The 20,602-nt window shown below is 72.4% G+C and carries 17 protein-coding genes and 1 pseudogene; 15 read left to right on the top strand and 3 right to left on the bottom strand.

Going from position 1 to position 20,602, the window contains the following annotated elements:
- Window positions 1-88: 88 nt before the first annotated feature.
- On the top strand, window positions 89-1,294 hold the full coding sequence (locus ACIA6A_RS20445; RefSeq protein WP_396099296.1) for a hypothetical protein: 1,206 nt from the start codon (window positions 89-91) through the stop codon (window positions 1,292-1,294).
- 17 nt (window positions 1,295-1,311) lie between these two features.
- A complete protein-coding gene (locus ACIA6A_RS20450; protein WP_396099297.1) occupies window positions 1,312-1,482 on the top strand; it encodes a hypothetical protein in 171 nt (56 codons plus the stop codon).
- On the opposite strand, the gene ACIA6A_RS20455 is transcribed toward ACIA6A_RS20450, so the two are convergent.
- Window positions 1,464-4,001, bottom strand: a complete 2,538-nt coding sequence (locus ACIA6A_RS20455) for a M14 family zinc carboxypeptidase (RefSeq protein ID WP_396099298.1) — start codon at window positions 3,999-4,001, stop codon at window positions 1,464-1,466. The two genes, ACIA6A_RS20450 and ACIA6A_RS20455, sit on opposite strands and share 19 nt — an antisense overlap.
- Before the next feature lie 69 nt (window positions 4,002-4,070).
- Here ACIA6A_RS20455 and ACIA6A_RS20460 point away from each other — a divergent pair, with 69 nt between their 5' ends.
- From ACIA6A_RS20460 to ACIA6A_RS20485, 6 genes are all read left to right on the top strand, one after another.
- Complete coding sequence (locus ACIA6A_RS20460) at window positions 4,071-5,663, top strand: flavin monoamine oxidase family protein (protein ID WP_396099550.1); 1,593 nt, start codon at window positions 4,071-4,073, stop codon at window positions 5,661-5,663.
- Window positions 5,664-5,682: 19 nt separating this feature from the next.
- Window positions 5,683-6,513, top strand: coding sequence for a helix-turn-helix domain-containing protein (locus ACIA6A_RS20465; protein WP_396099299.1), 831 nt, complete (start codon window positions 5,683-5,685; stop codon window positions 6,511-6,513).
- Between the two features lie 65 nt (window positions 6,514-6,578).
- Window positions 6,579-7,160, top strand: coding sequence for a dihydrofolate reductase family protein (locus ACIA6A_RS20470; protein ID WP_396099300.1), 582 nt, complete (start codon window positions 6,579-6,581; stop codon window positions 7,158-7,160).
- A 65-nt stretch (window positions 7,161-7,225) separates the two neighbouring features.
- Window positions 7,226-8,221 carry a histidine kinase dimerization/phospho-acceptor domain-containing protein gene (locus ACIA6A_RS20475; RefSeq protein WP_396099301.1) on the top strand — a complete coding sequence of 332 codons (996 nt, stop codon included), beginning with the start codon at window positions 7,226-7,228 and terminating at the stop codon, window positions 8,219-8,221.
- Between the two features lie 34 nt (window positions 8,222-8,255).
- Window positions 8,256-9,020, top strand: coding sequence for a class I SAM-dependent methyltransferase (locus ACIA6A_RS20480; RefSeq protein WP_396099302.1), 765 nt, complete (start codon window positions 8,256-8,258; stop codon window positions 9,018-9,020).
- Window positions 9,017-9,256 carry a hypothetical protein gene (locus ACIA6A_RS20485; protein ID WP_396099303.1) on the top strand — a complete coding sequence of 80 codons (240 nt, stop codon included), beginning with the start codon at window positions 9,017-9,019 and terminating at the stop codon, window positions 9,254-9,256. The genes ACIA6A_RS20480 and ACIA6A_RS20485 overlap by 4 nt, the downstream gene beginning before the upstream one ends.
- A gap of 249 nt (window positions 9,257-9,505) precedes the next feature.
- On the opposite strand, the gene ACIA6A_RS20490 is transcribed toward ACIA6A_RS20485, so the two are convergent.
- Together ACIA6A_RS20490 and ACIA6A_RS20495 are read right to left on the bottom strand one after the other, a co-directional pair.
- On the bottom strand, window positions 9,506-10,057 hold the full coding sequence (locus ACIA6A_RS20490) for an EF-hand domain-containing protein (protein ID WP_396099304.1): 552 nt from the start codon (window positions 10,055-10,057) through the stop codon (window positions 9,506-9,508).
- 160 nt (window positions 10,058-10,217) lie between these two features.
- Window positions 10,218-10,685: pseudogene (locus ACIA6A_RS20495) on the bottom strand (hypothetical protein); the annotation flags it as partial.
- A 741-nt stretch (window positions 10,686-11,426) separates the two neighbouring features.
- Between ACIA6A_RS20495 and malQ the strand changes: the two are divergent.
- From malQ to ACIA6A_RS20530, 7 genes are all read left to right on the top strand, one after another.
- The gene (gene malQ, locus ACIA6A_RS20500; RefSeq protein ID WP_396099305.1) at window positions 11,427-13,367 is read left to right on the top strand and encodes a 4-alpha-glucanotransferase; all 1,941 of its coding nucleotides are present in this window, start codon (window positions 11,427-11,429) and stop codon (window positions 13,365-13,367) included.
- Window positions 13,364-14,701: a cation:proton antiporter gene (locus tag ACIA6A_RS20505; RefSeq protein WP_396099307.1), complete on the top strand. Its 1,338-nt coding sequence runs from the start codon at window positions 13,364-13,366 to the stop codon at window positions 14,699-14,701. Before malQ ends, ACIA6A_RS20505 begins: the two co-directional genes overlap by 4 nt.
- Before the next feature lie 82 nt (window positions 14,702-14,783).
- The gene (locus ACIA6A_RS20510; protein WP_396099308.1) at window positions 14,784-15,449 is read left to right on the top strand and encodes an NADPH-dependent F420 reductase; all 666 of its coding nucleotides are present in this window, start codon (window positions 14,784-14,786) and stop codon (window positions 15,447-15,449) included.
- Between the two features lie 191 nt (window positions 15,450-15,640).
- Complete coding sequence (locus tag ACIA6A_RS20515; protein ID WP_396099309.1) at window positions 15,641-16,099, top strand: (2Fe-2S)-binding protein; 459 nt, start codon at window positions 15,641-15,643, stop codon at window positions 16,097-16,099.
- Entirely contained in the window at window positions 16,092-18,488 is a 2,397-nt protein-coding gene (locus ACIA6A_RS20520; protein WP_396099310.1) for a xanthine dehydrogenase family protein molybdopterin-binding subunit, read from the top strand. Before ACIA6A_RS20515 ends, ACIA6A_RS20520 begins: the two co-directional genes overlap by 8 nt.
- Window positions 18,485-19,309 carry an FAD binding domain-containing protein gene (locus tag ACIA6A_RS20525; protein WP_396099311.1) on the top strand — a complete coding sequence of 275 codons (825 nt, stop codon included), beginning with the start codon at window positions 18,485-18,487 and terminating at the stop codon, window positions 19,307-19,309. Before ACIA6A_RS20520 ends, ACIA6A_RS20525 begins: the two co-directional genes overlap by 4 nt.
- On the top strand, window positions 19,302-20,465 hold the full coding sequence (locus tag ACIA6A_RS20530) for an XdhC family protein (protein WP_396099313.1): 1,164 nt from the start codon (window positions 19,302-19,304) through the stop codon (window positions 20,463-20,465). Before ACIA6A_RS20525 ends, ACIA6A_RS20530 begins: the two co-directional genes overlap by 8 nt.
- The last annotated feature ends 137 nt before the right edge of the window (window positions 20,466-20,602 follow it).

Here is a 20,602-nt window from a genome sequence, read left to right on the forward strand (position 1 = left end):
CACGAACAGAACGATGGCGCGGGCCGTGATCTGCAGTACTCTGCGCCGCCTACAGTGGCTTCGACGAAAGACTCCACGAGGAGGCCGGATGAGCGCGGGCAACGGGGCCAGGACAGTGACGACGCGCTATGCCTGGATGCCCCACGGCAGCACCGGCGGATGGCTCCTCGTGCACCGCAGCATCGTCCCCGGGGGCACCCACGACTTCTGGATCACCGGGGAGATCTCCCCCGAGGACGCCACCGACGTGCTCAAGGACACCGCCGAGGGCTGGGAGCCCCTGGTGCTCGGCGAACCGGTCAGTTTCCTGCTCTGGCCGTTCGTGCTCACCGCAGCGACCGGCAAGCAGCTGCGCCGCATCCGCGAGCAGCTGCTGGTGACCCGGGTCCGCCCGCTGGCCGACATCCGGGTCACCGTCGCCGACACCCCCGCCGGACGGGTCGTGTCGCAGCCGGCGGTGATCCTGGCCGACGACCCGTTCGCTCCCGGGCACGCCGACCTGGACCTCGGCGACGACTGGGAGACCGGCCCGCTCGACGCGGAGGCCCGCCGGGTGGACCTGCTGGCCGCGGTCGAGAGCAAACTGGAGCCGGCCGCGGCGGGGGTCCGTCACCGCGTACCCGTCAATCGTTTCGTGGCCCTGGACGATCATGCCCGGCCCGCCCTCGACGACATCCTCGCCCGCCGGGCGATCCGGGCCGCGCTCGCCGCCCTGCTGGCCGACCCCGCCGACGACGACCTGCGGGAACGCCTCGTCGACGAGCTGCGCGGGCACGGTTGGCACTTCGACAGCTCACCGCTGCCGATCACCGGCGAACCGAAGCCCGGCTTCCTGGAACGCCTCGTGTTCATCCTCGCGAGCGACGGCCCCGACCAGCCGGCGACGTACCGGGTGGCGACCCTGCCCGGCCCGGCCGCGGCCCTGGACCCCGCGCTGCTGACCGTCCTGGCCGGGTATCTCTGCCCGCTCGACCCGGCCCTGCGGTCCACCCCGGAGGACTTCCGGGCCGCGCTCACCACGCTCGGCCGGGAATGGGACACCCCGCGCGAACGCGGCCTGCATCTCGCGCCGCCGGCCGGCGAGGAGATCGTCACGGTACGCGGTCCCGGGCCCGTTCCGGTAGGCACGCCCCCGCGCGAGGAGCAGCCGTTGTCCCAGATCGCCGAGATCCACCACGTGGAGCTGTTCGACAGCCAGGGCCTGCCCCGCGGCACGTTCGACCTGTCGGCGGCCCCGGTCCCGGCCCAGCCCGCCGACGGCGACGAGCTGCCGACCAGGATGCGGCAGCGCTGAGGTCCTGGAGTGGGCCGATGAACACCGAGGTGTCGCCGCAGCCCCCGGAACGGCGGATCCCCACCGCGGACCGGGACCGGGCGGCCGCACGTCTGCGGACCGCCCTCGCCCAGGCGGTGATCGGCCACCACACCGTCGGTATCGAGGGTGTCGCAGGCCAGCCGGCCGGTCAGCCCGCGGACCAGTAGAGCGCGCGGGCGAACTGGGCGTACAGGCCCTTGGGGTGGGTCCGGAACAGCGGTTCGGTGCCGAACAGCACGGCCCGCCCGCCCCGGGCCGTCGTGCCGGAGACGACCGCCGCCTGGCCCGCGGCCTGGGCCTGGCCGCCGACGCCCGGGCCGGTGGGCAGCCAGTGGCCGGCGACCAGCGGCCTGGTCGCCGCATAGCGCTGCTCGACGGTGAAGCCCGTGCCGGTGAACCAGAGCGGGGAGTACACGAACGAGTTCGGCAGCGAGCCCGCGCCGACCACCGGGCCGGTGTTGGTCACGTTCACCACGCCGTTCGCGTCGCCGCGCCCGGCCACCGCGGTCGCCGGGAGCAGGTTCGCCGCCGTGTTGAACGCTGCGCCCGTCGAACCCCGGGTGACCACGCCGGCGTGGGTGAGGACCGCGTCCAGTGTGGCCTTCGCGGTGGTGTTGAGCTGGGAGTACGACAGGCCGGACGACACCACGAGGGTGTCCACGCCGGTCAGGTCGGCGGTTCCCGCGTTCAGCAGTGCCGTCGAGACCGGGCGGACCTCGAAGCCCATCTCGCGCAGGGCGAACAGTTCGTCGGCGGCGGCGGCCGCGGCGACGACCGGCCTGGTGACCACGGTTCCGGTCGCCTTGCGATCGGCCGCGGTGAACCGTACGCCGAACCGCGAAGCGGCATCCTGGGCCGCGCGGCGCGCCGCGGCCGGGACCACGACGGTGCTCGCGTCCGTACGCCGCACCGTGATTCCTTGATCCAGAAGGCTGTTGAGCGCTCGGACGTCGGCGGCGTCGCGCAGGGTCAGGGACAGATTCCGGCCCGGCGTGGCGGTCACCGCGCCGGTCGGCGACGCGATCGTGACCGGCTTCGTGCGCGTGCGGGGCGCGGCGGTCCGGCTGATGTCGACCGAGGCACCCCAGAGCAGGCGGTGCGACCAGCCGCTGATGTCGTACATCTGCGGGACCAGGTCGGAGATGTCGCGACCGGCTTCGAGCAGCACGTTGGCGAGGCCTCGCTTGGGCTGGTGCATGTCGACCACGTACGAGCCGGCCGGGTATTTCTTGCCGTTCAGCGCGAACGGGACCTTTGCCTGGGTGACCCGCACGTCGTGGGCGACGAGGTGGTCGACGAGACGGGCCGCGGCGGCCGGGGAACGCTGGGCGGTGCCGGCCGGGATGACGTACGCGCGGGGGAACGTCGTCGAGTAGTGGTCCTCGGGGCCGAAACCGTCGACGTAGCCGTCCGGGATCACCGGCGAGGGCGCACCGGCCCAGCCCCGGCGGAACTGCTCGATCTGGTCGGCGAGCAGCTGCGCGCGGTGCGTGTCGGCGTACGTGATGGCGGCCCCGATGGTCGACGCGGCGACCGCGGTGTTGATGCCCGACCGGCGGCGCAGCTCGGCGACCGGCAGCGAGTCGTAGAGCCCGCCGTTGACCTGCAGCGGCACCTCGACGGTGTGACCGACCGCGCCCTGGTAGATCGCGTACATGGGGGTGAAGATCGGCGGCCAGTCGTCCCAGTCGCCCGGGGCGTAGTCACGGAACGGGATGTCGGCGCGGGCGGTCTCGGCGTACCCCAGCTTCTGGATGGCCGCTTCCATGCCGAGCGCGTTCGGCAGCGCGTGCTTGATGTAGAGATCGTATTCGTAGTTCTGCCCGTGCGGCGGCGTGGCCGGCTCGATCAGCGTGGTGCCGGTGTAGCCGTGCTCGTCGAGCATGACGACCGGCTGGGTCGCGATGACCACGTCGCGCACGGCCCGCGACTCCGGCTGCGAGCTGGTCGCATGGTCGCGGTTGATGTCGAAACCCGCGCCGTTGGCCCGGGTCCCGGCGATGCGCCCGTCCGGGTTGTTGGTCACGGTGACATAGATCCGGGTACGGGAGAGCAGCCGCGCCGTGGCGGTGTCGGTGGCCGTGGCGAGCCGCTCGATCACGCGCAGCGCACCGTCGGTGCCCTCCCACTCGTTGCCGTGGATGTTCGCGTTGATCCACACCGGGGTCTTGTAGTCGCGGGCCAGCGCCCGGTCGCGTCGGGCGGCGGCCGGGTCGTTCTCGATCAGCGCCCGCCAGCGGTCCTGGCGGGTGGCCTCGGCGGCGGTCTCGGGCGCGGTCACGGTGACGAGGTACAGGTCGCGGCCGAGCGCGGAATGCCCGGCGATCTCGGCGGACACCCGGTCGGAGGCCCGCTGCAGCGCGTTCAGGTGCGGCGCGATCGCGTGGTACGGCACGAGCCCCAGCTTGATCGACTTGTCGGCCGGGTTCTCGGGGTAGACGCGCAGACCGGTCCGCCGCGGGTAGCCCCGGTGTTTCGCAGCGGCCGGCGTCGCGGCCCGCGCCGCGGCGGTGAGCGGCAGCGAGGTGGTCAGCGCGGCGATGTCGTTGCGCTCGGGGCCGTTGGCGAAGTCCCTCGTGGACGGCGCGCTCCGGCCGGCGGCCGATACGGGAACGGGAACGGTGAGAGATCCGGCGGCCAGTATTCCTGCCGCCAGTATTCCGGTCAGCTTTCGAGACAGATCCACAGGGTGACGGTACCGGTTCTGACATTCACATGTGTCGACATCAATACGAAACAATTCCGGCCCACGATGATGATCGTGAGTGATCGATCAGTGAGTCGCCGCAGGTTCCTGCAGTCGGTCGGCGTCAGCGGTGGCGCCGGCGCCCTGTTCGCCACGATGGGCGCGCTCGGCCTCGCCCCGGCCGCCGCGTCCCCCGCGCCGCCGTTCAGCCCGCCGAGACCGTCGGACTTCCACCTCACCGGCCGCAAGCCCCGCCGCGTCGTCGTGCTCGGCGGCGGCATCGCCGGCCTGACGGCCGCCTACGAGCTGGGAAAAGCCGGCTACGACTGTACGGTTCTGGAAGCGCGCGGCGTCGCCGGAGGACGCAATCTCACCGTGCGGGGCGGCACCACCGAGACCGATCTCGACGGTCACACCCAGCGGGCCCGGTTCTCCCCCGGCGTCTACATGAACGCCGGACCGGCCCGGCTCGCCCAGTGGATGGTGACCCTCGACTACTGCCGCGAACTCGGCGTGCCCATCGAGGTGTTCACGAACCAGAACGCCGACGCCTTCGTGCACACCGAGGCGGCCGGCGCGCCGATCCGCTACCGCACAGCGAAAGCCGACGTGTACGGATACGTGTCGGAACTGCTCGCCAAAGCCACCGATCAGGGCGCACTCGACGGTTCCCTCACCGCCCAGGACAAAGAAAGACTGCTCACGTTTCTGCAGAGTTTCGGCGCGATCGGTGGTCGTACCGCGGATTGGGACTATGCCGGGACCAGCCGCCGCGGTTTCGCCGCCTATCCCGGCGCGGGCACCGACGCGGGCACGCCGTTGCCCGGCCCGCCGGAGCTGTCGGAGGTGTTCGCGGCGAACGTGGGCCGGTACTTCAGCTTCGAGTTCGGCTACGACCAGGCGATGCTCATGTTCCAGCCGGTCGGCGGCATGGACCGGATCCCGGCCGCGCTGACCCGGGCGATCGGTGCGTCGCGCGTCCACCTCGGCGCCCAGGTGACCTCGGTGACCGACCGCGCCGGCGACGTCGAGGTCGTCTACACCCGCGACGGCCGCACCCGCACGATCATCGCCGACTTCTGCGTCGCCGCGCTGCCCCCGCACCTGATGGCCCGCGTCCCGCACAACCTGGGCGCCGGCGTGCAGAGCGCGCTGGGCACGTTCCCGGTCACCCCGTCGGGCAAGATCGGCCTCGAGTACCGGCGCCGCTGGTGGGAGCAGGACCTGCGGATCTACGGCGGCATCACCGAGACCGACATGGACCTGTCGCACATCTGGTACCCGTCCCACAGCTTCCACAGCGACCGCGGCCTGGTCATCGGCTACTACAACACGGGCACGAACGCCCGCACGTACGGCGCGCTCACCCCACCCGGACGCGAGGCCCGCGCGATCGCTCAGGGCAGCAAGATCCACGGCGACGTCTACCGTACGGAGCTGGCCTCCTCGTTCTCGATCGCCTGGCACCGCACCCGCCACCTCGAAGGCGCCTGGACCAGCCCACCGACCGGCACCCCGGGCTACCACCTGCTCCTGCAGCCGGCCGGCCACGTCTACTTCGCCGGCGACTGGCTCAGCCACGAGGTCGCCTGGCAGCACGGCGCGTTCGTCTCCGCGCGGGCCGCGGTCACCGCCCTGCACCACCGCGTCATGTCCCACTAGATTCCTGGATGTGGAGTATGTGTCCAGAGTGCCGCGACCGCCGCTGAACGGGCTGATCGACGACCTCTACTACCTGGAGGGCACGCCGCCGTACGCCCGGCTGACGCTGCCGCCCGCGCCGACGGCGTTGCTCGTCGTCAACCTCGGAGCGCCGTTCCGGATCCGCGCCGGCACCGGGATCGGGACGGCCGAGTACGCCGACGGCTGCGTGGTCACCATGGCCACCCGCGCGTGGGAGTTCGGCTACCCGCACCGGACCCGGTCCGTCGGCGCGCACGTCAAGCCGTGGGGGCTGGCGCCGTTCCTGCCGATGCCGGCGGCCGAGCTGTGCGACCGGCCGGTGCCGGTGGAGCAGGTCTGGGGCCGGGCCGCCGTCGCCGAGCTGCGCGACAGGCTGGCCGCGGCGGACGGACCGCACGACATGCTGACGCTGTTCGAGCAGGAGCTGATGCGGCGGCTGAGCGGGACCACCGGCCTGGACCTGGTCCGTCACACGAGCAGCGTCATCTCGGCGACCGGCGGGGCGGTGGCGATCGGCGACCTGAGCGTGGCGGCCGGGGTCAGCAGCACCCATCTGACCCGCCGGTTCAGGGAACTCGTCGGCGTCACACCGAAGCGGCTGGCCCGCACCCAGCGCTTCACCGCCACGGTGTTCGCACTCGACCCCGACGGGCCGGTCGACTGGGCCGAGCTCGCCCATGACGCCGGCTACTTCGACCAGGCCCATTTCGGCCACGAGTTCCGGGCGTTCACCGGGCTCACGCCGACCCGGTACCTCGACGTCCGGCGGCAGTTCCGGCGCGACCATCCCGGCCACGCGATGGACGGCTGGCCGCTGCCGGCAGATTGATTTCTTACAAGATCGGCAGCTCTCGGCACGCTACTTTGGGGGCAACCCCGAACAGAGGAGAGCCCGTGGGCAAGGTGGTCATGTACGCGTCGGTGTCGGTGGACGGCTTCGTCGCGGACGGCAGCGACCGGCCGGGACCGCTGTTCGACTGGTTGACCAGCGGTGACGTCCCGCTGGACGACAGCGGCGTGCTGACCGTGTCGAAGACGTCCTACGACTACGTCCGGCCGTACTGGGACGAGATCGGCGTGACGATCGCCGGGCGCCACGTCTTCGACATGACCGACGGCTGGGACGGAAAGCCGCCGAGCGGAATCGACCACGTGGTCGTCGTGACCCACCGGCCGGCACCCGAGGGCTGGGACCCCACGGCACCGTTCCACTTCGTCGGCGGCGTCGAGGCGGCCGTGGCCCGGGCGCGGGAGCTCGCCGGTGACCGCACGATCGAGGTCGCCGCCGGTGACGTCGGTGGCCAGGTGCTCGCCGCGGGCCTGGTCGACGAGGTGCGGATGGACGTCGTACCCGTCGTGTTCGGGTCCGGCAAACGCTATTTCGGGTCGGTCGGCGCGCAGCACCCGCTGGCGGACCCCGACGTGGTGATCCAGGGCAACGGGGTGCTCCACCTGCGCTACCAGGTGCGCCGCTGACCGGCCGGGGCGCCCGGTTTCGCGGTCCCCCCACCGCCGGGGGCACGCGGTGCGATCATCGGGGGGTGGGTGCTGCGCTGCCGGCGGTCGCCGGGGAACTCCTGGGTGTCACGCCCACCGGGATGCTGGTCACCGACCCGGCCGGCCTGATCGTCATGGCCAACCCGGCGCTGCTCGCCGCGTTCGGCGCGCCCGCCGGCACCGAGCTGGCCGGGCTTCCCGTCGCGGAACTGGGCACCACCGATCCGTTCCACCGGGCCGAGCCGCTGTGGTCGGCATGGCCGGACGAACGGCCGCACCGGTGCCCGCTCCCCCACGATCGCCTGGTCGAGGGCCGCTGGCACCACGTCCACGACCTGCGGGTCATGACCGTGACCGACCTCAGCGCCGGCGCCCGGGTCCGCCGCCGGCTGCGTCAGCACAACCGGGCCCTGGCCGAGCTGGTGGCGACGAAGACGGAGCTGGTCAGCGCGCTGCTGCACGAGCTGCGCACCCCACTGGCGGCGGCCGGGTCGATGGCCCAGCTGCTGGCGGAGGACACCGGTGGGGACGATGATCCGATGGTCGGCGACGCGCTGCGGGCCGTCGCCCGTAACCTCGACCGGCTGACCGCGGTCACCGACCAGATCGCCCTGATCGGCGGCATCGAGAACGGCACGATCGAGCTCACCCGTACGCCCGTGCCGGTGCGCGACCTGCTGGACGGGGTCGCCCGGGCGCTGCCGGAGGTCCCCGTCACGGTGACGGCCGGCGAGGGCACTGTCCTGGCCGACCCGGTCCGGCTCCCGGAGGCCCTGGAACGGCTGACCGCGGCCGTCCACGCGATCAGCGGGGGCTGCTCCCCGGTGGAGCTGTCCGCCGCCGAGACGGACGGCCAGTGGCGGATCCGGCTGCCGCTGCCCCCGGACACCGCGGCGGACCAGCTCTTCACCACCACCGGCGACCGCGGCAACGCCACCGCCCTGATCCTGGCCCGGGCGATCGTCGGCCGCCACGACGGCACGGTGGGCATCGACGACAACGCCCTGACCGTACGGATTCCCGCCGGCCCCGGCACTTGACCTGTACCCCGGGGTACGGGTTTACGGTCCTCGCATGATCACGACAGCGGGCGGGGACGTCGACTACGAGAGCACCGGCGACGGGTACGCGGTCCGGCGCCGGCCGGACCCGAGGATCGCCGCGATGATCCACACGGCTCTGGGCACCGCCCGGACCGTCCTCAACGTCGGCGCGGGCGCCGGATCCTACGAGCCCGGTGACCGCTATGTCGCCGCCGTCGAGCCGTCCGCGAGCATGCGCGCCCAGCGCCCCGCCGGGGCGGTGCCGGCGATCGACGCGACCGCGGAGGCCCTGCCGTTCGACGACGACGCGTTCGACGCGGTGCTGGCGACCGTCACCGTGCACCAGTGGGCCGACACCGCGAAGGGCCTCGCCGAGCTGCGCCGGGTGGCACGCGGGCCGGTGATCGTGCTGACCTTCGACGGCGACGCGCTCGACCTGCTCTGGCTCGCCGAGTACGTCCCCGAGCTGATGGCCGCGGAACGCCGTCGCTACCCGGCGATCGACATGATCGCCGCCGCGATCGGCCCCGACACACAGGTGCTGCCGGTGCCGGTCCCGGCCGACTGCACCGACGGGTTCACCGAGGCCTACTACGCGCGCCCAGAGATGTTCCTCGACCCCCGGGTCCGGGCGGCCCAGTCGGCATGGGGTTTCGTCGACGAGGCCGCGATCACCAGCGGCATCGAAAAGCTGCGCGCCGACCTGGCCTCCGGCGCCTGGGACGACACGTACGGCGCCCTGCGCACCCAGCCCGATTTCGTCGGCTCGCTGCGCCTGATCGTGGGCCGCCCGTGAGCGTCCAGCTGTTCTCCCACGGCACATTGCAGCAGGTCGGTGCCCCGATGTCGTGGTTCGGCCGGGAACTCGTCGGCGACCGTGACCGGTTGCCCCGCTACCGGCTCAGCACGCTGGCGATCACCGACCCGGACCAGCCTGGGTCGATGCAGCCACCCACCTGCCGGCGGCCTCCCGATGACAAGCCCGCGGGCCTGTTCGCGGTGCACGCGGCGAGCCCCAAGGCCAGGACCTGATCCGGCACCCGGCCGCGCGGCCCTGACCTGCTACTGGCCCGGCCCTCGCCCGCCAGGTCCGCGTCCGTGGCCGCGTCACCACGGAGCCTGCCGACCGCGCCGCCGGCATGTACCTCGTCGGGGTGCCGTCACTGCCCGACCCCACCCTCACCGTGTGGGCGACCGCCGCCCACACGCCGGCCGGGTAAGTCAGCGGGGTCACCGCGCGGCGCGTGATCGCTGCCCGTCCACCGATGAGATCCCGGCGGCCTACTGTTCGATGTGGCCGAAGAAGAGGCTGCCGGGCGAGTCGAGCTCGGGTGAGGTGAAGAAGTCCCGGATGGCACCGATGAACTCGCCGCGGCTGATCCGCCCGTCGTCATCGGTGTCCAGTTCCATGAAGACGTTCAGCGCCTCGAGGTCCGACACTTCCCAGGCTTGCAGGAACACCTTGTACTCCACCTTGCTGATGGTGTCGTCAGCGTCGGTGTCCATCACGTCGAAGATCGCCTGCGGCACAGCCTCGACCATGGTGAACCGGCTGCTGTCGACGCCCGCGGCCTGATTCGCGAGCACGAACTGCTCCTTCGACAGCCGATCGACGCCATTCACGTGCCGCAGCAGCTCCGACCAGTACATCTGATAGGCGGCACGCAACGCATACGCCCGGCGATCGTCCGCCACGATGCCGTACCCGTCCAGGTAGCGACCGATCAGGCGCTCATAATCGCTCCAGTCGACCGAACCGTCCCGGTCGGTGTCGCTCGCCTCGAACAGATACCCCAGCTTCACGGCGATCGGATCAACAGCGCCATCGGTCATGTGCCCCAGCCCCCTGACTGCACGGTTCCCCGCAACCTACCCCAGAAGCGTTGACCCCGCCGGGAGGCTGTTCGTGCGACGGAGCCGTTCCGGGGCGCGATGGAACGAGCCGGTGGCCTTGTGGACTCGTGGCGAGTTCTGTGCCGTCCTGCCACAGGTCCAGTCGTACCACTCTGTCGAGGCTGGGCTCGAACCCGAGCACGGGATGACCCCAATCGCCCTCGGTGTTCATGACCACCGGCTTGCCGAGCGCGCGACCGATCGTGGCCAAGAAACCGCACAGCACGTCCACACCCTCCTGGCCCTGCAGCTCACGAAGATCGACGTCGAAGTCGATCTCGTCGGCGGACATCGGGCGGAAGATGACCAGTACCGAGGGTGTGGGCCATACCCGCAGATCCACCGTCTCGGCATCAGCAGGACGAGGCACCAACGCCGCAGCCGCCGATGGCAGCGGCCTGATGGCAAGGCCTTCTGAGTACTCCCATCGCCATCCGCTCGACCGGACGAGGTCGAAGACGGTCTGCCAGTCCTCGACCGACGTACCCGGCACGCACACATCAGGCAGGGCACCCATCAGCGCAGGATCGAAGAAGTCGCGGACCTCGTCCCACAACAGATCAGACATCCCGTCATGCTGCCGGGTAACTCCACCCGGCCGCACCCCGATTACCTCAACATCAGGTCGCTGTGCGTTTGTCAGGGCTACGCTGCCGCACCGCTGACCGGGAACAGCGACCCGCACGTGCCCGGGTGGTTGTCTCCGTGGGTCCGGACACCGTTTCAACGGTAGTACCTCCTGCGGGCACCCCAAGGTGAAGGAGAGAGCTCAACACCCGGCCGGTGGTGGTGCAGTCAAGCATCGAGCGGGTCATCGACCCCATCATTGCCGTCACAGCGGTGGACGCCGCGCCGAGTAACGCCTGGCCGCCTACGTCGACCGATTCGAACAAGCGGCACTGTTCGCCGGTGACGCGCCTTCTCGGCGACCGGGCATGCCTGGTCGACTGGGGCTGGGCCACCTGTAGAACCGCCTGGCTGGACGCCGGCTACCGGGTGATCTGGCTCATCGCCGCAGGTCATGAACGCAGTCCGCGGATCCCGCCGCGATCACCGCGTTCGCCACCGCCGACGCCCGCGTCTGGGCCGAGGCCGGCGGGGCCGGCCCGGACGCCTGGACCGCGTGCCTGCTCGAAGCCGCACCACGCGGGGAGAGGCACCGGGCCCGTGGGTAAGTGCGGGCGGTGATTGCCCGGAGTACGCCGCCGTAGGCCCGCAAGGACGGGGGCACCGCGCGGCGCGTGATTGCCGCCTGGTCGTGGACGGTCCAGCGTGGGACGCAGGACCGATCCGGCTGCGGAGGAGTGTCATGGACACCGAGCTCGAGGAACTGGCCGAGGCGCACGGCGTCGCCACCTGGTACGAGGACTGGCGCAAGTCGCGCAAGGACGTGTCCGCCGAGTCCGTGGTCGGCGTGCTCGGGCTGCTCGGGGTGGACGCTACCTCGCCCGCCGCGGTCGGGCGGGAGCTGGCCGCCGTCCGGAAGGCCCGGGCCGGGCAGCGGCTGCCCGGGACGGTCGTCGTGCTGGAGGGCAGGGGGCGGGAGCTGGCCGCGCCGGGGACCATCACCCTGGAGGACGGCTCGGTGCTGGAGGTCGCGGCGGTGCCGGACGACCTGCCGCTGGGCTGGCACCGGCTGGCCAGCGCCGGGCAGGAGGTCACGCTCGTGGTGGTGCCGGCCGAGTTGCCCGAGCCACCGAAGATCTGGGGCTGGATGCTGCAGTTGTACTCGCTGCACTCGGCCGCGTCGTGGGGCATGGGCGACCTCGGTGACCTGCGTACGTTCGTCGAGCACAGCCAGGGGGCGGGCCTGATCCTGCTGAATCCGTTGCACGCGGTCACCCCGGCGCTGCCGATCCCGTCGTCGCCGTACTCCCCCTCCAGCCGGCGTTTCGCGAACCCGTTGTACCTGCGGGTGGCCGACACCGCCGCCTACCGGCGGGCCGATCCGGCGGTCCGGGCGCGGGTGGACGCGCTGAAGCCGGCGCCGGCCGCGGACGGGCTGGTCGACTACGGGGCGGTGTGGCAGGCCAAGCGGGCCGCGCTGGAGCTGCTGTGGCCGTTCGCCGGCGCGATCGACCTGGACGCGGATCCGGGGCTGACCGATTTCGCGGTCTTCTGCGCGCTGGCCGAGGAGCACGGGGCCGACTGGCGCACGTGGCCGGAGGAGCTGCGCCGGCCCGATGCGCCGGCCGTACGCGCGTACAGCAGTGATCGGGTGGCTTTTCATGTCTGGTTGCAGAGCCTGCTCGAGGAGCAGCTGGCGGCGGCCAACGCGGCCGGGCGCGCGCTGGGTATGCCGGTCGGTGTGGTGCACGACCTCGCGGTGGGCATCGACCCGGGCGGGGCGGACGGCTGGCTGTTGCAGGACGTGCTCGCCCAGGGGGTGCACGCGGGGGCGCCGCCGGACGCGTTCAACCAGCTCGGGCAGGACTGGGGGCTGGCCGCGTGGCGGCCGGACCGGCTGATCGAGACGGGTTACGCGGCGTACCGGGACATGCTGGTGCGGATCTTCCGGCGGGCCGGTGGGCTTCGGGTGGACCACGTGGCCGGGTTGTGGCGGCTGTGGTGGGTGCCGCCGGGCCTGGGCGCCGACGGTGGCACCTATGTGCACTACGACCCGGAGGCGATGCTCGGGATCCTGGCGCTGGAGGCGCGCCGGGCCGGTGCCGCGGTGGTCGGTGAGGACCTGGGCACCGTGCTGCCGGTGGTGACCGAGGGCCTGGAACGGATGAACATGCTCGGTTCGGCGGTGCTGTGGTTCACCCGCGACGACGAGGACCCGGAGCAGGGTTACGCGGCGCCGCAGGGGTACCCGCGCAACGCGATGGCCACCGTCTCCACGCACGACCTGCCGACCGCGGCCGGCTTCCTGGCCGGTGAGCAGGTCCGGGTCCGGGCCGAGCTCGGGCTGCTGGCCGACAGCGTGGACGACGAGGTCGCGGCCGCCGACAGGGACCGGGCGCAGCTGCTCGCCCGGCTGAGCGCCGAGGGGCTGATCACGCCGGACAGTACGACCGAGGACGTGATCGTGGCGATGCACGAGTTCCTGGCCCGTACGCCGTGCCGGTTCGTGCTCGCGTCGCTGTACGACGTGCTCGGGGAGCTGCGGCAGCCGAACCTGCCGGGCACCAGCGACCAGTACCCGAACTGGCGAATGCCGCTGGCCGCGGGCCTGGAGCAGCTGCTCGAGGATCCCCGGTTCAAGCGGATCGCGGCGGCGCTGGCCGTGACACCCGGGATGTCATGAGCGACCCGCTGCCGGGTCTGGCCCCGCACGTCCTGCTCGTCTTCCTGCTCCAGGTCAGCCTGTTGCTGCTGGTCGCGCTGGTGCTGGGCCGGCTCGCCGGGCGGCTCGGGCTGCCCGCGCTGGTCGGTGAGCTGCTCACCGGGTTGCTGCTGGGGCCGTCGCTGCTCGGCGCGCTGGCCCCGGGCGTCGTCGCCTGGGTGCTGCCGCCCGACGCCGGGCAGCTGCACCTGATCGACGCGGTCGGGCAGCTCGGCGTCCTGCTCCTGGTCGGGGTCACCGGCGCGCAGCTCGACACCGCGATGCTGCGCCGGCGCGGGGCGGCCGGCGCCCGGGTCAGCCTGGCCGGGTTGCTGCTGCCACTGGCGCTGGGTGTCGGGGCCGGGTTCGTGGTGCCGGGCCGGTTGCTGCCCGAGGGATCGGACCGGGCGACGTTCGCGCTGTTCGTCGGCGTGGCCATGTGCGTCACCGCGATCCCGGTGATCGCGAAGATCCTCGCCGACATGAATCTGCTGCACCGCGACGTCGGCCAGCTGACCCTGGCCGCCGGGGCGGTGGACGACGCCGTCGGCTGGTTCTTGTTGTCGGTGGTCTCGGCCGCGGCGACCACGGGGGTACGGGCGACCGGTGTCGCGCGGTCCGGTGGGTACCTGCTGCTGTTCCTGACCGTGGCGCTGGTCGCCGGCCGCCCCCTGGTGCGCCGGGTCCTGGCGCTGGCCGGGCGGGCGGGCGACGGCACGCCACGGGTCGCGGCGGCCGTGCTGATCGTGCTGCTGGGCGCTGCGGCGACCCAGTCGATGGGCATGGAGGCCCTGTTCGGCGCGTTCGTCGCCGGGACGCTGATCGGGCACGCCCGCTCCGGGGAGCCACCGGATCCACGGCCCGGCCGGTCGTTGTGGCTGGATCTCGCCCCGTTGCGGACGGTGGTGCTGGCCGTGCTCGCGCCGATCTTCCTGGCCACCGCCGGCCTACGGGTGGACCTGACCGCGCTCGCGGATCCGGAGGTGCTGGTCACCGCGCTCGCTCTGCTCGCCGTGGCGGTGGCCGGCAAGTTCGCCGGCGCCTACCTGGGTGCGCGGGGCAGCCGGTTGTCGCACTGGGAGGCGATCGCGCTCGGGGCCGGGATGAACGCCCGGGGCGTGGTGGAGATCGTGGTCGCGACCGCCGGGCTGCGGCTCGGTGTGCTGTCGGTGGCGCTGTACACGGTCGTGGTGCTGATCGCGGTCGTCACGTCGGTGATGGGACCGCCGGTGCTGCGGTACGCGATGGCCCGGGTCGACGCCACCGACGCCGAGATCGAGCGCGGGAGACAGCTGGCGGCCACCCGGCCGGGGTAGCGACTGCACGAAGTATTTGTGACCGGGACCACATCGGAGCCCGGGGCGAAATGCTCCCGGGCTCCGGTCGTTGGGGCCAGGCATGACAACTGTTGGATTCATCGGAAGTGGACACATCGGTGGGACCGTGGCCCGGCTGGCGGTCGCGGCGGGTTATGACGTGGTGCTGAGCAACTCCCGCGGCCCCGCCTCGCTGGCCGGGCTCGTCGCCGAGCTGGGCCCGGGCGCGCGCGCCGCGACCACCGCGGAGGCCGCCGCGGCGGGCGAGTTCGTTGTCCTCAGCGTGCCGTTCAAGGCGCACGCGGACCTGTCGGCCGCAGAGCTCACCGGCAAGCTCGTGCTGGACACGAGCAACTACTACCCGCAGCGCGACGGGCACGTCGCCGAGCTGCACGAGGACGTGCTCACCAGCTCGGAGATCACCCAGCGCCAGCTGCCCGGCTCGACGGTGGTGAAGGTGTTCAACACCATCACGTTCATGCACCTGGCCGAGCTGCACCGCCCGGCCGGCGACCCGGACCGGACCGCGCTGACCATCGCCGGTGACGACGCCGATGCCAAGCAGACCGTGACGGCCTTCCTCGACGCGATCGGTTACGACGCGGTGGACGTCGGGCCGCTGGCGCAGAGCTGGCGGGTGGAGCCCGGCCAGCCCGCGTACGCGGCACCGTTCGGGGTGTACGGCAAGCCCGGCACCCCGGCCGGCGTGGACGCCCTGATGGCCGCGGTGGCGCAGGCGAAGCGCTGAGCCCTGGGGAACGCTGGGCCGGGGAGAGATCGACCTGACTTGACGGAGACGGATCGCAAAGTTGCCCGGACCTCCACGAAGGACGCCGGCACGACTCGGAGTCGACAACCGCTCACCTAGCGTCGCTACACACAGTCTTCATCCGAGCATGTGCCTGATGTGGGGGTCCGGGAATGCGCATCTCCTTGTCCGTGAACGAACGAGTGGTGGAGTCCGAGGTCGAACCTCGGACCCTGCTCGTCGACCATCTCCGCGAGGGCCTCGGTCTGACCGGGGCGAAGGTCGGGTGCGACACCGGCCAGTGCGGCAGTTGCACCGTCCTGATGAACGGCCGGGCGATCAAGTCCTGCGCGCTGCTGGCGGTGCAGGCCGACGGCGCCGAGGTCACCACGATCGAGGGTGCCAACCCGGCGACCGGGCTCACCGACCTGCAGCAGGCGATGTGGGACGAGCACGGCGTGCAGTGCGGCTTCTGCACCCCGGGCATGGTGCTGTCGCTGCAGCAGCTGCTCGACGACGAGAAGGTGCTCACCGAGGAGAAGGTCCGGTGCGGTCTGGCCGGCAACCTCTGCCGCTGCACCGGATACCAGAGCGTGGTCCGGGCCGTCCTGTCGGTCGCGGGCCAGGACGGGGCGCCGGCGCATGAGTGAGCACGTCTTCGGGGCCTCGGTGAAGCCCCGCGAGGATCCCGCGCTGCTGCGCGGCGAACGCGACTACACGGCGGACCTGGTCCGGCCCGGCATGGTCCACATGGAGCTGTTGCGCAGCGAGCACGGGCACGCGCGGATCAACGCCATCGACACCACCGCCGCGCTGGCCATGCCCGGCGTCCTGAAGATCATCACCGGTGCGGACCTCGAGGGCCACATGATGCCGCTGCCGTGCATCTGGGTGCCGGGCGGCGTGGAGAGCCACTTCCCCCCGCACCCGTACGGCCTGCCCGGCGCCGGCACCGCGCTGGCCACCGACCGGGTGCGTTTCGTCGGGGACCCGGTCGCCGCGATCGTCGCCGAGACCAAGGCGCAGGCGGCCGAGGCGGCCCGTGCGATCCGGGTCGACTACGAGGTCCTGACCGCCGTGGTCACCCCCGAGACGGCGCTCGCCGAGGGGGCACCCCAGCTGCACGACGCCGTACCCGGGAACCTGAACGCGCTCTGGACCTGCGGTGACGCCACCGGGACCGACAAGGCCATCGCCGACGCCCCGGTCCGGGTCGAGCTGGAGCTGCACAACCGGCGGACCATCAACAGCCCGCTGGAGCCGCGCGGGGCGCTCGGCGAGTACGACGCGAGGACCGGTGACTACACGCTGACGGCGACCAGCCAGTCCCCGCACAACCACCGCTTCCTGCTCGCCAACCTGGTGCTCGGCATCCCGTTCACCAAACTGCGGATCATCTCCCCGGAGATCGGCGGGAGCTTCGGCACGAAGGGTTACCTGTACCCCGACATGCCGCTGGTGCTCTTCCTGGCCAAGGAGGTCGGCCGGCCGGTCAAGTGGACCGACGACCGTTACGGGCTGATGCGCTCGACGGTCCAGGGCCGCGACCACCGCCAGTACGCGACCATCGCCGGCACCCCGGACGGGAAGATCACGGCGCTGCGCTGCACGAGCTACGCGAACCTGGGCGCGTACCCGTCGACGATCGGTCCCGGTGTGGCCACCGCCCTGATGGGCCGCAGCATCACCGGCACCTACGACATCGCGCACGCGTTCTGCGAGGTCTACGCGACGTTCACCAACACGGTGCCGCTCGGCGCCCAGCGCGGTTCCGGCCGGGCCGAGGCCACGTTCCTCATCGAACGGCTCGTCGACCGGTTCGCCGCGACCGTCGGGATGGACCCGGCCGACGTGCGGCGGCTCAACATGATCAAGCCGGAGCAGCAGCCGTTCGACAACAAGATGGGCTGGCTCTACGACTCCGGCGACTACCGCGAGGTCCTCGAGATGGCCCTCGACAAGGCCGGCTACGCCGATCGCGAGTCGGTCAAGGCGGCGGCCCGCGAGCGCGGCAAACTGCTCGGGTACGGCATCGCGTCCTTCGTCGCCATCTGCGGGGTCGGCCCGTCGCCCCGGATCGCCAAGGAGGGCATGCTCGGCGGTTCGTGGGAGAGCGCGAACGTGCGGGTGCACCCGGACGGCGAGACCACCCTCACCATCGGCGTCACCACCACCGGGCAGAGTCACGAGACCACGTTCGGCCAGATCGTCGCGGACGAGTTCGGCGTCGACCTGGGCACCGTGCAGGTGCTGCACTCGGACACGTTCCGGGCGCCGTACGGGCAGGGCACGTACGGCAGCCGCAGTTTCAGCGTCGGCGGCCCGGCGGTCCGGCTCGCCGCCCGCAAGGTCACCGACAAGATGCGCGCCGTCACCGCCCACCTGCTGAAGGTGCCGGTCGAGGACGTGATCTGGGAGGGCGGCAAGGCGTTCGTGCCGGGCGACGAGGCCAACGCCAAGACGTTCGCCGACCTCTCGATGGCCATCTGGTACGGCTGGGACCTGCCCAAGGGCATGGAACCCGCGATCGACGAGACGTCGGTGTTCGACCCGGACGACTTCAACTATCCGTACGGCGCCCACGTCGCGATCGTCGAGGTGGACGAGATCACCGGGGCGGTGGACCTGGTCCGCTACATCGCGGTGAACGACGTCGGCAACGTCGGCAACCCGCTCGTGGTGGACGGTCAGATCGAGGGCAGCATCGTGCACGGCGTGGGCCAGGCGCTGATGGAGGTCGCCCGCTACGACGAGACGGGTGCGCTGCTCACCGACAACCTGCACAAGTACGCGATCCCCCGGGCGTACGACGTCCCGTTCTTCGAGCTGGACCGCACCGAGACGCCCACCCAGCACAACCCGCTCGGCGCGAAGGGCGCCGGCGAGGCCGCCACCGTCCCGGTCGCGGCGGCCGTCACGAACGCGGTCTGCGACGCGCTGGCCGGTTTCGGCATCACCCACCTCGACATGCCGCTGACCCCGGAGACGGTGTGGCGCGCGATGACCGGGGCGGCCACCACCGAGGGGGCACAGCGATGATCCTGACCGAGTTCGCCTACCAGGTCCCGGCCACGGTCGAGGACGCCGTGGCCGCGCTCGCCCCGGCCGGCGCCCGCGCCCTCGCCGGTGGCCAGGGGGTCCTCACCGCGATGAAGCTCGGCCGCATCGCCCCGGCCGCGCTGGTCGATCTGGGCCGCATCCCGGAGCTGGGCGGGATCCGCCCGGTGGGCGACGGCGGCCTGCGCATCGGTGCCGCGGCGACGCTGACCGAGCTGGCCCTGTTCCTGGCCGATCCGGCGCCGGCGTACCGGGCGCTGTTCGCGGCGGCCACCGCCATCGCGGACACCCAGATCCGCAACCGGGCCACGGTGGGCGGCTCGCTGGCCGACCGGTACTCGGCGTCGGATCTCGCCGCCGTGCTGCTGGTGCTCGGTGGCCGGTTGCAGGTGGCCGGCCGGACCGGGCGGCGCACGGTGAGCCTGGCCGACTTCTACACCCCGGACGGTCCGCTGCTCACCGAGGCGGAGATCATCGTGGCGGTCGAGGTGCCGGCGCCCGAGGCGGGACTGCGCACGGCGTACGAGCGCACCACCGACCGCGCGACGCTGAGCCCGGTCGCCGGGGTGGCGGTGGCCCTGGCCGGTGACCGGGCCCGGGTCGCGGTGACCGGGGCGACCCCGTGGCCCCGGCGCCTGCTCGAGGCCGAGACCGCCCCGGCGGCCCCCGGCAGCACGGTCGACGACGTCGGCCCGGACGCGCGGTTCCGTGACGACGACGTGGCCTCGGCCGCGTACCGGGCGCATCTGACCCGGGTGCTGGCCGGCCGGGCGCTCGCGCGTGCCGGGGCCCGTGATGCGTGAGGTCCTCGACGACCTGCTCGGCTGGTGGCGCGGCGGCGACGGTGCCGCCGCGCTGGCCACGGTGGTCCGGACCAGCGGTGGCTCGCCGCGCCCGATCGGGTCGGCGATGGCGGTGGGCCCGGACGCGTCGGCGGTCGGCGGCATCTCCGGCGGGTGCGTGGAGTCGGCCGTGTACGACCTGGCCCGCGAGACCGCCGCGGACGGGCGGCCCCGGACGGGCACGTTCGACGCGAACCCCGACGACGTGTTCGCGGTGTCGCGTCCCTGCGGCGGGCGCCTCGACGTGTTCGTGGAACGCGTCAACAGCACGACCTTCCCGGAGCTGCCGCTGCTGGCCGCCACCGTCGCGGAGCGGGTACCCGTGTCGGTCGTGACCTGTGTCGGCGCGCCCGACGAGCTGCTGGGCCGGCACCTGCTGGTCACCGCGGACGGCGTCGTCGGGGGGCGGATCCCCGGGGCGCTGCGGATCGCGCTGGCCCGGCGGGCGGGTGAACTGCTGCGCACGGAGACCTCCGCGACGGTGACGGTCGACGGGCGGGACTTCTTCATCGCGTCGTGGGCACCGAGCCCGCGGCTCGTGGTCCTGGGCAGCGCGCACGGCGCGGCGGCGCTGGCCGAGCTGGGCCGGTTCATGGGCCGCCACGTGACGGTCTGCGACCCGCGCCCGTTGTTCGCCACCGCGAAACGCTTCCCCGGCGCGCACGAGGTGGTGGTCGGCTGGCCCGACGACTACCTGCGCGCCGAGGCGGACGCCGGCCGGCTGGGGCCCCGCGACGCGGTCTGCGTCCTCACCCACGAGGCGCGTACGGCGGTGCCGGCCCTGCTCGTCGCGCTGCACCTGCCGCTGGCCTACCTGGGGGTGATGGGCTCGCGGCGGTCGCAGGAGCAGCTGCGCCGCGACCTGCTCGCCGAGGGCGCCGATCCGGCGGTGCTGGACCGGATGGCCGCCCCGATCGGGCTCGACCTGGGCGCGACGGACTCGGCCGAGACCGCGGTGAGCATCGGGGCGGAGCTGATCGCGGCGGTCCGGGGTGGCAGTGCCCAGCCGCTGCACACGGTGCGCGGGGCGATCCACCGGACGGTCCCGGACGGTCCGGTGCGGACCGTGACGCAGCCCACGCCGGGTATCGGACGGGTGATCTCCGGGCGATCCTGAACAGCGCGATCCCACTGGCCTCCGGACCGTCCGGCGGAGGCCGGGATTGTCGTGTTCCCGACACCTGGAAAGAGCACGGCCATTTCCTCGCGGCGTCGTTCGCACGACGTCGCCATTCTCCGGCAATCTGCTAGTGT

The organism is Actinoplanes sp. NPDC051494, from assembly GCF_044454705.1.
Taxonomy (GTDB): domain Bacteria; phylum Actinomycetota; class Actinomycetes; order Mycobacteriales; family Micromonosporaceae; genus Actinoplanes.

Bases quoted from the DNA above. Each gene is read 5' to 3' on its own strand.
- ACIA6A_RS20445 (WP_396099296.1), top strand. From the start codon at position 89: ATGAGCGCGGGCAACGGGGCCAGGACAGTGACGACGCGCTATGCCTGG.
- ACIA6A_RS20450 (WP_396099297.1), top strand. From the start codon at position 1,312: ATGAACACCGAGGTGTCGCCGCAGCCCCCGGAACGGCGGATCCCCACC.
- ACIA6A_RS20460 (WP_396099550.1), top strand. From the start codon at position 4,071: ATGATCGTGAGTGATCGATCAGTGAGTCGCCGCAGGTTCCTGCAGTCG.
- ACIA6A_RS20480 (WP_396099302.1), top strand. From the start codon at position 8,256: ATGATCACGACAGCGGGCGGGGACGTCGACTACGAGAGCACCGGCGAC.
- ACIA6A_RS20490 (WP_396099304.1), bottom strand. From the start codon at position 10,057: ATGACCGATGGCGCTGTTGATCCGATCGCCGTGAAGCTGGGGTATCTG.
- malQ (WP_396099305.1), top strand. From the start codon at position 11,427: ATGGACACCGAGCTCGAGGAACTGGCCGAGGCGCACGGCGTCGCCACC.
- ACIA6A_RS20505 (WP_396099307.1), top strand. From the start codon at position 13,364: ATGAGCGACCCGCTGCCGGGTCTGGCCCCGCACGTCCTGCTCGTCTTC.
- ACIA6A_RS20510 (WP_396099308.1), top strand. From the start codon at position 14,784: ATGACAACTGTTGGATTCATCGGAAGTGGACACATCGGTGGGACCGTG.
- ACIA6A_RS20520 (WP_396099310.1), top strand. From the start codon at position 16,092: ATGAGTGAGCACGTCTTCGGGGCCTCGGTGAAGCCCCGCGAGGATCCC.
- ACIA6A_RS20525 (WP_396099311.1), top strand. From the start codon at position 18,485: ATGATCCTGACCGAGTTCGCCTACCAGGTCCCGGCCACGGTCGAGGAC.
- ACIA6A_RS20530 (WP_396099313.1), top strand. From the start codon at position 19,302: ATGCGTGAGGTCCTCGACGACCTGCTCGGCTGGTGGCGCGGCGGCGAC.